Annotated in this window: 12 protein-coding genes and 2 pseudogenes; 5 read left to right on the forward strand and 9 right to left on the reverse strand. The window is 64.1% G+C overall.

The features are described 5' to 3' along the window. Positions 1–227, reverse strand: a 227-nt coding sequence (locus ACXJKQ_RS04495; RefSeq protein WP_457104579.1) for a transposase, incomplete at its 3' end; no start/stop codon positions are given. A 48-nt stretch (positions 228–275) separates the two neighbouring features. After that, the gene (locus ACXJKQ_RS04500; RefSeq protein WP_457104580.1) at positions 276–485 is read right to left on the reverse strand and encodes a hypothetical protein; all 210 of its coding nucleotides are present in this window, start codon (positions 483–485) and stop codon (positions 276–278) included. 1,008 nt (positions 486–1,493) lie between these two features. On the opposite strand from ACXJKQ_RS04500, the pseudogene ACXJKQ_RS04505 reads away from it, so the two are divergent. Next, positions 1,494–1,907 (forward strand): annotated as a pseudogene (locus ACXJKQ_RS04505) (integrase core domain-containing protein); the annotation flags it as partial. 1,028 nt (positions 1,908–2,935) lie between these two features. Beyond that, positions 2,936–3,309 (forward strand): annotated as a pseudogene (locus ACXJKQ_RS04510) (polyphosphate kinase 2); the annotation flags it as partial. Between the two features lie 169 nt (positions 3,310–3,478). On the opposite strand, the gene ACXJKQ_RS04515 reads toward ACXJKQ_RS04510, so the two are convergent. Continuing rightward, entirely contained in the window at positions 3,479–4,036 is a 558-nt protein-coding gene (locus tag ACXJKQ_RS04515; protein WP_457104581.1) for a MucR family transcriptional regulator, read from the reverse strand. A 1,030-nt stretch (positions 4,037–5,066) separates the two neighbouring features. Here ACXJKQ_RS04515 and ACXJKQ_RS04520 point away from each other — a divergent pair. From ACXJKQ_RS04520 to ACXJKQ_RS04530, 3 genes are all read left to right on the forward strand, one after another. After that, a complete protein-coding gene (locus tag ACXJKQ_RS04520; protein ID WP_457104582.1) occupies positions 5,067–5,594 on the forward strand; it encodes a hypothetical protein in 528 nt (175 codons plus the stop codon). A 118-nt stretch (positions 5,595–5,712) separates the two neighbouring features. After that, complete coding sequence (locus ACXJKQ_RS04525) at positions 5,713–5,901, forward strand: hypothetical protein (RefSeq protein WP_457104583.1); 189 nt, start codon at positions 5,713–5,715, stop codon at positions 5,899–5,901. 826 nt (positions 5,902–6,727) lie between these two features. Continuing rightward, positions 6,728–7,129: a hypothetical protein gene (locus ACXJKQ_RS04530; RefSeq protein WP_457104584.1), complete on the forward strand. Its 402-nt coding sequence runs from the start codon at positions 6,728–6,730 to the stop codon at positions 7,127–7,129. Between the two features lie 153 nt (positions 7,130–7,282). Here ACXJKQ_RS04530 and ACXJKQ_RS04535 read toward each other — a convergent pair whose 3' ends face one another. From ACXJKQ_RS04535 to ACXJKQ_RS04560, 6 genes are all read right to left on the reverse strand, one after another. Then, the gene (locus ACXJKQ_RS04535; protein ID WP_457104585.1) at positions 7,283–8,101 is read right to left on the reverse strand and encodes a DUF4344 domain-containing metallopeptidase; all 819 of its coding nucleotides are present in this window, start codon (positions 8,099–8,101) and stop codon (positions 7,283–7,285) included. 135 nt (positions 8,102–8,236) lie between these two features. Continuing rightward, complete coding sequence (locus ACXJKQ_RS04540) at positions 8,237–8,755, reverse strand: Spy/CpxP family protein refolding chaperone (protein WP_210028603.1); 519 nt, start codon at positions 8,753–8,755, stop codon at positions 8,237–8,239. 79 nt (positions 8,756–8,834) lie between these two features. Further along, positions 8,835–9,062 (reverse strand): hypothetical protein, encoded by a 228-nt coding sequence (locus ACXJKQ_RS04545; RefSeq protein WP_210028601.1) that lies wholly within the window; start codon positions 9,060–9,062, stop codon positions 8,835–8,837. Between the two features lie 391 nt (positions 9,063–9,453). Further along, positions 9,454–10,128 (reverse strand): IS6 family transposase, encoded by a 675-nt coding sequence (locus tag ACXJKQ_RS04550; RefSeq protein ID WP_457104586.1) that lies wholly within the window; start codon positions 10,126–10,128, stop codon positions 9,454–9,456. A gap of 155 nt (positions 10,129–10,283) precedes the next feature. Further along, complete coding sequence (locus ACXJKQ_RS04555; protein WP_457104587.1) at positions 10,284–11,270, reverse strand: AraC family transcriptional regulator ligand-binding domain-containing protein; 987 nt, start codon at positions 11,268–11,270, stop codon at positions 10,284–10,286. A gap of 994 nt (positions 11,271–12,264) precedes the next feature. Further along, a complete protein-coding gene (locus ACXJKQ_RS04560) occupies positions 12,265–12,387 on the reverse strand; it encodes a hypothetical protein (protein WP_457104588.1) in 123 nt (40 codons plus the stop codon). Positions 12,388–12,410: the final 23 nt, after the last annotated feature.

The raw sequence follows: 12,410 nt of genomic DNA on the forward strand, positions 1-12,410 counted from the left end.
CCGAGGAGCCGTTCCCAGACGCCAGCACGGGACCAGCGGATGAAGATCTGTGCGGCCCGCCACCAAGGACCAAGATCCTCCGGAATGGCCCGCCATTTCGCCCCGTTCTGATGCCGCCAGAGAATGGCCGAGAGTGTGCGTTGCAGGTCCTGCGGTGGCGTCTTGGCCTTCGGACGGCACGCCTCGACCAGCGGCTCCAGCTCAGACCATTGCGCGTCGCTCAGCATCATCCCTCCTGCCTTGGAGAGASGAAAACGCAAGCCCCGCCAGTCCGTTCAGGCGACGACAGGCCCTAGGAAGAACGCGATCTCCTTGTCGGTGAATTGGCGCTTCGCGCCGAAGAAGCGGCGGTAGAGCGACTGAGCACTTGTATGTTCGACGGCACTCAGCAGCCTTTCCCGATCATCCGGCCGGAGCGCGCGAATTTCCAATGGCCAGCCGTCAGGCATACGTTCGACCGCCGCGTAGTGCGAAAGATCATCCATGCGTGGTCTGCCGAACTAAAACGAAATAAATAGAACGCGTCGTTGATTTCGTCTACCCACAGCTAATGAAATTTGAGGCGCTCAATCACGTGCAGCTCTATCGCGCCGAGTTGCGCTGAGCTCATAGGCGCAGCTTATCAAGCTAGTCTTTCAGATGCGCCTGACACAAAAGCTTATACGCGCTAAGCATTGTCTCTTCCGATCAAGCGGCATCTTTGTTAGGATCCTATAAGGACCACACAACACACTCGCCTCGCCGGGCGCGCGACGGCTGTCCGCTGCTTCAGCGGCATTAACAAGTTGTTCTGAAGCGCCATACTCGGCAGTCGAATAAGCGTCCGCTCATTCCGGCAGGATAGCCGCCAGGGCAGAGGCGACGAGGCCGCAGACTGGCGCTGGCGAACGTGCAGTTGGTGACGGTGTCGGCGCACCTTCGCAATGGCGGCGAACTGTGAGCCGGCGTGACAACTCAGGGCTGCCTGCTGTTGAGGTACACGTGGGCCTGTACGCAACCTGCTTGATAACAGACGTAGGCACCTGCTTCTGTCCACATCCAACACGGCCGCTTCGGCGGGTTGCTCAGAGCCGTCTCTTTGTCGAGAGACCACTTGGCCACGTAGGCCGGAGTGCATTCCCGCGTCGGTATGGCTCCGCTTTGATCCGCCGCCGCTACTGAGCCAACGGCAAAGAGCAACGCAGAGGCAGTCAGGGTGCACCTCATCCCGTCAAGATAGCCGCCGGTGCGCGGGTGTCGAGGCTGCGCAGCTTTGAATGGCCTCCGACCGCAAAGCGCTCCGGTCGAAAATTCATGGCATCCCAGGAAGAACAGTATTGCGAGCAATCGGAAACGATGTATTTTGTTGTTTCCGTGCCGAACAGGTGCTACTCGTCCCTTCTTGGCGGTCGAAACCATGCTAACGCTGGCTGTTCCGTAACAGAGCAATGGAAACCGCTACGCCGAGCGACGGTGCATTGCCGTGGCCAATGCGAACTGGTTCCGCAAGCCGGCATGCCGCCCGGCGCGGCACTCGCTTCGAGGCGCTGGAGCCGCTGCGCCAGGGGGTGCGCCGTCACTTCGGGGCCGTCGCCATGGACGTGGCGCGCGGGCTGAGCGTCCGGCACGATCACGGCGGTTGCTACATGGCGCACAATTTCCAGACTGAGCTCGCCTTCTTGGGGGTGGCGAGCTCGCCCGCTTTCGTGCGAGCGCCGGAAGGCAACGGCTGCGCTGAGCGCTTCATCCGCACGCTGAAGGAGAACCTGCTCTGGGTGCAGAGCTTCGACACCCTGGAAGCCTTGCGCCACGCGCTCCTGGCCTTCCGGGAGACCTACAACACCAATTGGCTTATCCAGCGGCTCGGCTTCCGGTCGCCCGCCACTGTGCGCAAGGAGCGACTTTCACCCGCGGCTCTCGCCGCGTAGGCTCCTTCCCAGTGTCTCACAAACCGAGGGCGCTACACCGAGACCGAGCGCGCCAGGACGGCACTTGATCGGGACCTATCCTGAAAGGTCAGGGCATCCTACCCGAACATCGGAGTGTGAAAAGCATTCAGTGATCAGCGAATAGGTCTGCGGCGCTACAGCAGGGCCGCCAGCCACTTCAGAACCAGGAATTCTACGAAGGCGCCTAAGAGCGCGGCGCTGAAGCTGAGCACTTCAGAGGCTGGCTCAGCGCTCGAGCGCATATTTAGCCCAATCAGGGTACCAAATGTCGTGCAGATCCGCGCGTTTGTATCGATCCAGGTGCCGCAGGTTCGGCACCTCGAGAACAGCATGAGTCGCTCAGCAGCCCCTGCAGATGCTGTCGATCGTCCTCTTCGTCCGCGCGTCCATCGCCTTTTGTCGCGCGTCGAGCTCCTTTTGCATCGTGCCCCGAGCCCGTTCCTTCTCAGCTGCTTCAGCCATCCCGTCCGTGCTGGCGGGATTAGCCGGATCGCTGCCCTGCTGCACCGTGGAGGGAGTCGGCTGCCTACGCGCGGGGGCTGCAAGCGCCGGGGTGGCTAGTAACACGAGAGCGACAGCAAATCGGATCATGGAGGTGTCCTCCACTGCGGAAGGCCGACGATACCACGCCCGACGGCTGAAAACTCAGCGGTCCCCGATATCAGGGTGGGGTTTCTGCAGGTTTGATCTCCCTAACGTACAACAAGTCTCGCTTGAAAACGAAACGTCCGACTAACCACATTTCTGGAAGCAGCTCTATCCAATAAACGCATCGTCACCGACGACGCGATCATTCTGTCGCACAGTCAGTGAGCCGGCGTCGGCTCACGGCATCATTTTCTCCGACTGCCCGACAGAGATTTGAATCTGATTCTGGCTGCGCCGGCCTAGATCTGCCCAAGTGAGCCGAGGACAGGACGCAGTTCACCCGAGGGGCCGTCCTATCCGATCGAGCGGCGCGCGCGGGAACTGTCAGGATGGAGCGCCGGCACACCCGGAGCACGACGATGCACGATGCCGAGCAGCTTATCCTGACCGCCAAGCCCGACGAGGGTTCACTCGACGCCGGGGCCGCTAAGAAGTTCAAGCGGAAGGGGTACGAGCGGGAGATGCACAAACTTTGAGTGCAGCTCTGCCATTTGCAGGATGGGGTCGAGCGGACCGGCACCCGCATCATCGTTGTGTGCGAAGGACGCGATGCCGCCAGCAAGGGCGGCACGATCAAGGCCCTCACCGAGCGGGTCAGTCCCCGCGTGTTCCGCGTCGTCGCGCTGCCGGCACCATCGGACCGGCAGAAGACCCAGATGTTCATCCAGCCTACATCGAGCATCTCCCAGCGGCCGGCGACATCTCGAACCTGCGTTGGTACGTCCGTCTCGGCCGGCGGGACGATGACGATGATCCGCCGCCCTGTCCGGCTGTGGTAATGCCGCGACCGAAAACACCGCCGAGCGCCGCCGCGCTCGCCGTCTGCGCCTGATCCGTCTCGAACTCGGACAAGGGCTGGCCTTTGTGGCCGGCCCCTATCATCTGTAGCAATCCTACGAAGGTCAGCTCACTCGGCAGCTGCTGGCCTCACCTTTCTCGGCTTGCGGGCCTTCCCGCTTCGCAGCGGGTTCAGCAGCCTTCTTCCGGCCGCGGGTCTTCGGGGCTTCAGCGATGGTCTCAGCGACGGCAGCCGCCTTCGGAGCGGCCTTCCGGCGCTGCTGGCCAAGACCGGCGCTTTTAGCCAACGCAGAGCGCTGAGCCGAGTAGCTCGCGGCCGTCGAAGGGTAGTCCTGGGGGAGGCCGTAGCGCGCCCAGTACTCCTCGATCGTCATGCCGTTCCTGCCCAAGTGCCGCTTCAGGGTCTTGTATGGCTTACCGTCGATGAAGCTGATCAGCGCGTCCGGCGCGATCGACTTCCGGATCTGCACGGGCGTGAGCTTCTCGGCCGACGGTGCTTCGGATGCGCCGACTTGGCCGAGGCTGGACAGTGCCGTGTAGACGCCGGAAATCAAGGCCGGAAGTTCCGTAATCGGAACGCTATTGTTCGATACGTAGGCGGCGACGATATCGGCGGTCAATTCCGTGTGATCATATTGCGGGCTTTCTATGTTGTCATTCATGTGGCGCTCCTACGTGAGACGCGCGCAAGAACGAGCCAACTTATTCCCGAAGTCAAGTTATAGCGCAAAATACCCGGGCGCAGCTTAGGCTTTTACGTTTTGCGGCCGGCACAGCTCCAATCATCGCCCATCGTTCACCGCACTTTACGACTGATTGACTGTGGTGCCGCAATGGAAACGCCTGTTCCGGCGACCAGCGCTCGACCGGGCGCAGCGACCTCTCTGCCGCGAGCTGCGTCCCGACGGACCCTGCTGGCATCCTTGCCGGTGGCAGCTGCGGTTGCGGAAGCGAAGGGTGGGAGCGCGACGTTTGTGCGTCGCTACCGCAGCCCCAGAGCGCACCGGCCCGCTTCGACGTGGATACTAAAACTTACCCCGCTGCTCCTGGTCTGATGGCCACGTTCTGCACTGCGCAGGTCGCATAAGCCATTCAGGATCATGGGCCGGGCTCCGATGACTAAGCGGCAAGCTGAGCAGGTATGCCTAAAGCCCTGTGAAAGAGGGCGTGATCGCGTTGCGACACGCCCGGAATACAAAAGCTTTGCGACAGCCTCGTTCGTCCGGAAGCCGTGGCTCTTTCGATCAAGCGCCGCACTGAGAAACCGCGAGAATGGGATGATGGCGGCATTTCTGATGCCGTTGAGGAGATGAGGGAGAGAGCTATGCCGTATCTGAAATTGACAAGGGCCTTTATCGCTGCTGCGCTCGCGCTCGGACTGGGCGTTGGAGCGAAGGCTTCTCCCTTCAGCAATACTGGACCCGCGGTCGAAGTGTCTGGCGCGGCGGATGGGTTGGTTCTCAAAACGCAGACCCTCGGGATGGAGCGTCGGCACGAGAGAAGGATGGGTCGGCAGGAGCGACGGATGGACCGGCAGGTGAACCGGCAGGAACGGAGGATGGATCGGCACGATCGACGGATGGGGCATAGCTATTGACATCGTCCATCAATCCGCAGCCTTCGTCTTCACCCGCCCCGGCCGTTGCACCGTCGGAGGCTGCGGATCATGTTGGCGGCCGGAAACGGCAGGTCGTGCATTGGATACTCACAGAGGCCAAGAGGATCCTCGGCATCTTCGGCTATCTCTGGGTGGTCTTTGGGCTGCTTATCCTTCACGAGCACATCGTCCTGTCGCGCCACGGCATCGGGTACGGGTTTTACGGACTGGCTTTTATCAATGCCTGGATCTTGGCCAAGATCATGCTCGTGGGCGAGAGCCTTGATGTCCTCCCTATTTTTCGGGGGCAACCGCTGGCGTATCCAATCCTAGCTCGATCGTGCGTATTTGCCGCGCTCTTGGTGTGCGCCTACGCTCTAGAGGAAGTGGCTCTCGGGCTCTGGCATGGAAAGACGTTGGCCGGGAGTGTGCCGACGATCGGCGGCGGGGGCGTTCGCGGATTTGCGTCAGTAGTTCTGATCATGGCTGTAGCGCTGATCCCCTATGTCGCCTTCCGCGAACTCGGCCGGGTGTTGGGGCGGGAGCGCTTGCGTACGCTTCTTTTCCGCGGTGAAGGGGCAGCAAAGACGCTTCGAGACGGGTCGGGCACGGACGCGGATTGATGCGTCGGAGGACGGCCCAACCCCTCAGTCCCCCGCTGAGAAAATCCTGAAGTCCCCATTGCCACCGGTCGGTATTAGTAGATTCACCAGAATCGCCAAGTGGGCAAGCAGGATCGCGGTGGCTGCCGTCGAGGCCTGCAATCACCGCATCGACGACAACGCGGGCATGTTCATCCCGACGCCGAAGATGCAGGGCACCGTCGACCGCGCCGATGCCGCAGCGCGGGCGGTCAACCAGATCTACCTTGACACCGTGGCGACGCCCGACCTGCCGGACAACGTCCTGATCCATGTGCTCCGGGTCTGAGTTCTCTATACGGTAGGGGGCGGGCGTAACTGGTGCGCGAAGATCCGCGCGCTGGGCGGTCCGCGCATCACGCCGAGATGGCTTTTCAAGTACAAGTTGAACCACCTGCTGCGCAGGCCAGGTCGCATCGATCCCAGGGTGCGAAAGGCCCTTATGCTCGAAGACGAGAAGGGCGCCGGCCCTTCAGGCGATCGGTTCAAGTAGCATGAGTTCCGAGGTCCCGCATGGCCTCGGACGGGACACGAGGGGCCGGGCAGGCTGCCGGCGGTCCGCCCGATCACTCGAATCCGGACGAGTCACCGGCTAAGCGTGCAGAAGAGTCCGCCCGAAGTCCGCCCGAGAACGGAAAAGCCCCGGACACGAGGTCCAGGGCATGGAAACCTAAATGGCTGTCCCAAAACAAGGAACGCCCTAATTGTTGGTAGCGAGGGAGGGATTTAAACCCCCGACACAGCATCCTGCGCGCGCCGACCGAACGCGAGTTGGCCGCGAAGGCAGAAACTCTGATCCGCAGGGTTCATGCACGCGAAGAGCTGATCGGCTTCAGCATCAAAGGACCAAGTGCGGCCAGCATAGGCCGGATCAAACTTTACCTGGGGGATGTCATGGTTGAGGTCGCACAAGCGAGCAACTGATCCCATTCGTCTGCGGTCACGAAGCGCCACATCGCGGGCCGTGTGTGGCCCGTCGGATCAAGCGGGGCGTCCGGCCCGGTGTTAGTGTGCCCAACAGCAAAGGGTTGATGCTGCGCGGGCCCTGGGTCCACCCCGATCACGCAGATTGGGCGCGGGCCGCCGCAGCACATCCCGAGCGAGGAGACAGCCCCATGAACAAGATCCTTATCGCGGCAACGGGCATCGGCGCCCTGATCCTGACCAGCGTCACGGCGGACGCGCGCGGATTTCGCGGCGGGGGCGGCGGCTTCCGGGGCGGGGGCGRATTCCATGGAGCCGGGATGCGGGGCGGCGGCTTCCGAGGGGGCGGGTTCCACGGAGGGCGCGTGGCGGGCGGCTATCGCGGCGGCCTCCGGGGCGGCGTGGCGGGCTATCGTGGCGGGTATGGCCGCTACGGGTACAGAGGTGGGTATGGGCGCTATGGCTACCGCGGTTATGGCCTCGCGGCGGCCGGTGTCGGCGCTGCCGCCTATGGGGCGCACCGCTACTACGGCGGCGGGTGTGGCGCCTACAGCTACTACGACGCGAATTACGGCGGCTGTGTGCCCTACTGAGCGGTCGCGCCAGCGTCCTACGGGTGTGGCCACCCTGGCGTGACCCAATGCAGCCTCTGTCCCCGGCGGCCTCATCCAACCGGCCAACGGAGACACCGGGCCGTGGCGAGAAGCGGTGCCGGAGGAAGTCTGGCCTGTGCTGCGCGTCTGCGCTCAGTAGAGCCAGCGAAAGCCCCGCCTTATCCGTTCGCGCCCCATCTTGCCGCCCTGGAGATGATTTCGAAACAGCCTGTCCATGGCATGCACCGCCAGGCCATACTCACCCCTGCAGTTCTCTGCCCGCTCCTTGGGCAGGTCGCCGCGCTCCACAAGGTAGCCGAAGGCGCGCCGGTCCGAGCCGTATGCGAGGCAAAGCAGGTTGTAGAGGCGCTGGTAAAACAGCCCGTGATCATCGGCGTAGGTGGCTTTCTCCTGCTTGTCCTCCGCGCCGTAGCTGATGAACAGGATGGAGCTGCCCGCGATGATCTGTCGGGCCTGGGCCGGCTTCAGGCGGAGCAGGACGAGCGCGGCGAACTGGTCGGCGGCGTCTTCCTCGCGGCCGAGCACAGGTACGTCCAGCAGGTCGAACAGGGCATGCCCGGTCTCGTGCAGGAAGACCTGCGCGACTGGGCCGGAAACGGCATCGTGAAGCGACAGGCTGCCGAGGGACGGGGCCCTGCGTGCTCGATCGCGCACATCCTGGATGTATTCGTAGCAGACCGTGACCGAGCGGGTCTTGGGCTCGTACCAAGCGTTGCTCTCGCCGTCGCACTCGGACAGGCGCAAGGTCATGGCCCGCGGCAGCCGGACCATACCGACGATCTCGCGCAAGCCCTCAAGGACGCGGCGTGCGCGCATCTCCCGGTATATCTCCTGTGCCTGCGCGGCCTTCGGAACCTGGTAGACGGTCCGGATCGGGCTGCCCGTATCGGCCCGGGAGGCGCTGATCATCAGGGTGAAGGCTAACCCGGCGAGGGCAAGCGGCCGTGGCATCGTCCCGCCTCCAGGGCTTCGGGGCGTCGGCAACATYGGACAGCGCGGCCAACCCTGGCGGGACCCGCGCCCCTGCTYTCGGTCACCGTCTACGTCGCCTCACCCGCCCTAGAGGCGGGTGAGGCGAATSCTCACTCAGCCCTCGTCGTCGTCGTCATCGTCCATGAGCTCCTTGCGGCGATTCTCTGCGGCGTCCCGCAATCCCCCGATGACCCGGGTGACGACCACGCGCATCCGGCTCTTCTGATCTGGAGAGAGGGTCTGGTAGAGCGGCTGCCAGGCATCCGCGAGCTTCTTGAGCCCGTTGGCGCGCTCGTCCATGATCTCGGCCCGCTCGCGCATAAGSCGGAGCGGGTCGGGGTCGGCGCGCTGGGCAGCGGCSCGTCCCTGCAGGTTGGACAGCCGGGTGTAGCGCGCATCGGCGCGCGTGCGGATGGCCTCCTCGATGGCCGGCCAGTACTTCTGCTGGTCGGGCGTGAGYTGGAGGGCGGCCTTCACCACCCCGATCCGGGCATCGGTCAGGGCCTTGAAGTCCGTCTGGGTCAGCTTTCCAGTCTCACCGAGTGCGCCGGTGCGGGACACGTCCTCCGCCAAGGCCAACGGGCCTCCGGCGAGCACGAAGACGGCAGCCATGGCAATCAAGCGCTTCTGCATATTGACCTCCCATCGGCGAAAAATTTGCTGATGAACAACAGCGTGGCGTCAGACTTGCTGTCTGATCCAACGGACGAGGCTAGTAGTGATGATATCCGTGGCGCCGGTGGACGCGCCGGGCGGTCCTGCGGGCCGAGCGATGCGCCATCCCGACCGCCGTCACGGTCTTGATGACCAGCCCATCGGACACCGCAGCCGCATCGACCGCGGGTCGGAGATAGCTCAAGGGGGCGGCCTGTGCGCCGCCCAGCGGGACGAAAGTCAGCGCGGCGAGAACGCACAATCCGGACACATGACGGCACAGCATGGTCATCTCCCTCGGTTCAGCCCTGTATCGCCCCAGGTACTCGTTGGTCGTGATCGGTCTCGGGCCAGTCATGGCGCGGGCGAGGCGGGATCATTCGCCCATGGCACGGGGTCTGCCGCGCTGCGGGCGTGACGAGAGCCAAGCTTCACCTGGCCCGGGACCGCAGCCGTTCTGGAGATAGATCACTGTTCCGGACGGCCTGCTTGATCAACAGGGTCTTTGCCACGGGAATTTGCGGCTGCGGGCGCGAGCCCCGGGCGCGTCGCAAACTCGGAGTTGGGACACAGAAGTGCCTCTGCCGCTCCGCTTTCATTTTTGGTTCGTGACGGGAAGTCCGAAGCAGTAGGCGAGCAGCTGGTTGTGCTCGCAGGCCATCCACGCGCTCGAGAACTCAGAGCCCTTTTGCGGCCACAGCATGGCCGCGAAGCCCTGGATCGTACGCCGCGCCACGTGGAACGAACGAGCGCAAGCCACCGCCTTGCGGCGTGGGGCGTTTGACCCGGAAAGTGGTCGCTCTCGATGCCCTGCTGCAGGTGCTTGGCGACGTAGTAGGTAGGTGTGCGGGGGGCAGCCCCCCCTTGCGGCTCTCGGCTATGGCTGATGGGTACGGGCCAGCGCCATCTGTGCAAATGCGATCCGGCGCGAGCCGCGGCTGATCCTGCAGCATCTTGCAGAAGAATCGCTTGACGGCGTCCAGATCGCGGTTGGCCGTGAGCAGGAAGCCGGCCGCCTCGCCGTGCTTGCCGCTCGCGCGGTAGAGGTAGTGCCACCGTCCGCGGACGCGAATGCAGGGCTCATCGACGCGCACCGACCCGCGATGCGGTTTGCGGAACCGGCGCAGGCGGCGCTCGATGGCGGGGGCGAAGGCCAGCACCCACCGGTTGATGGTGGAGTGGTCGGCTGTGAGGCCGCGCTCCAGGAGCATCTCCTCGATGCCGCGGTAGCTCAGGGCGTCGCGCAGGTACCAAGAGACCGCCTGGACGACGAGGCTGGCCTCGGAGTGCCGGCCCTTGAAGTCGTCCCGGGCTTCTCGCTTCAGCTTGAGGGCGAGCGCGTTGAGGCTCAAAGGCCGGCTCCGAAGCGGAGCGCGAAGCTGGGCGGCTGCGGCTAACGACCCGTGAACGCCCGGCATTCGCGTTTGCAACAACCCCTAATGGATCACGTACGGTCCTGACTCGCTCAGATCTCGCCTGCGCGGCTGCCTCGCGTAATGCCTCTGGCTCAGCCRGGCCGATGCGCTGCACGCCAGGCGGTAGGGGTCTGCCCGGACCACCGCCGGAAAGCCCGGGTAAATACGCTGATCTCGGCAAACCCGAGCACGCGCGCTACCTGCGTGAAGGTCATGTCGGTTTGGGTCAGCAGCCGGCGAGCGATCTCGAAGCGGATCTCATTGACCAACGTGCTGAAGGAGAGACCTTCGCGCCGGAGATGGCGGCTCAACGTCCGGCGATGCATCGAGAACAGAGGTGCAATTGCCTTGGCCGAACAACCATCGCTGGGAAGACGCGCCCGGAGGACGCGCCGGACCTCCTCCCCAAAGCTGTCCGCCGCGACGGCGCTCGGCGGCCCGAGGCGATCTGCGAACAGGCGGCGCAACACGGCCTCCGCCACAATCTGTTGCTCAAGGCAACTTGCCGGAAAGACCAAGCCCGCCGTGCCCGCGTCGAAGCGGATGGGTGCGCGAAAGAAACGGGCGAACGGCCCCAGGTCGGTCGGAGGGGGATGCGGGAGCAGGACCTCGGTCGGCGACCACTCGGATCCGCGCAGCATACGCAGGACGTTCACGCCGGTCGCGACCGCACCGTCGGCGATCTGATCCGCGCACTCAGTCCCAGGTGAACCACTGGTGTAACTCAGGCGCGCAGTGTCGCCGTGCTGGGTCAGCATGGGCGCGGCGGTGGCATCCTCTCTGTGTAGGTGCCGCACGACCTTCGTCAGGATCTCGCCAACGGTCGGCGACTGGGGCATCAGGGCGCCCACGAGTCTGAGCGAGGCGAGGAGGTCCCGCTGGCCCACCAGCAGTCCAAAATGCGGACAGTTCGTTCGGGCGACGCAGAGACTGATCAGTCTGCTAAGCTCCGGGAGCGCTCGCGAAGGAGCGTCGTTCTCACCAACAGCCTGGCTGGCTGAGCGGATCTCGTCGTCCAGATCAACGCCAAGGTTCGGTAGGACGGCAGCGATTGCCTCAGCGATGCCGATGCGCAGCATGTCGACAGCGCCTCTTTCGCGGGGCACGCGGGCGTGAACGACTATCGGCGGGGGCGTACCGGCGACCGGGGGCTGCCTTGTCCGCCTGGATGGCGGCCCTTTAGGTTTGCGGGCGCGCATCGGAGCTCCCGCGCGATGGCGAACACCGCCGTCACGTGAGATCGACCGTAGCTCATGCTCCGACGGCTGCTTGATCTAATGGACCGTTCAGGCTGCCGGACGTGAAGAAACGGCCGATGATCGAAGCGCTTCCGAGGTTCCCGCGTGCTGGTAAGTCACTGAGCTGAGAGGTCCTGCTCCTGGCCCAGTAAATCAAGCAGTTCGACCAAGTCTTCTCCATGCCGGCGCCGGCGCTGGTGAGTTTCGCTTGGGAGCCGTCGGGGAAGACCCCACGCATGCCATTCATCTTGATGGCGCTGGCCCTACCGTTCGGGACCTTCGAGAGCCCTTCACGGGCAGAACCGCGCGACTGCGTCGCACAGGGCGAGGCCCCGATCCCCACAGACGCGCAGATCAGCCGCGTGGAGCAGGAGGCCATCACGACGCCACCGCTCTGTGCGTGGTCGCTTCTACGGAGCACTGGGGCTTTTCGCTGCCCATGGCGCTGCTCTACGGCGTGGTGATTGGCTGGGTTGCCGGTGAGATGTGGGTAGCCTCGCTGCTGCATGGTGAAGCAAAGCACTGGACGCGGTTTCCCGTGCTGCGTGGGCGGGTGCGCAGGCGGACGGCTTAAAACCTTTAAAATTTAAAAGTTTGTAGCTCACGACGGTGGCCGGGTGCGAAGCCCGGCCAATCGCGTTTCGGCTTCGAAAGGGCGAGGGGCGCTCCCCGGCCGACTGCCCTACGAGCAGCTCTCAGAAGCATCAGCGCCGTTGACCTGCCGTCGGCAGCTTCTCTGTAGTGCGCCCACTCACGGCGCTTGTCCTAGGGCATCCTGGGCCCTTGCTGGCACTTGCAGGACCCGGAGCTTTGTGAGCGGCTCCCCTGCGGCCGTTCAGTCTGCGTCGTAGATGAGCGACGCCAGCACGTTGCCGTGTGCAATCGTGCGCTGGCCGACATCCTTGGTCACGTCCTGCCCCGGGTAGTAGTAACCGAGCGTCCTCTGCGCCGCATCCAACGCCTTCTGCCTTTTCCTGTCGT

It is taken from the genome of Methylobacterium sp. P5_C11 (assembly GCF_054049775.1).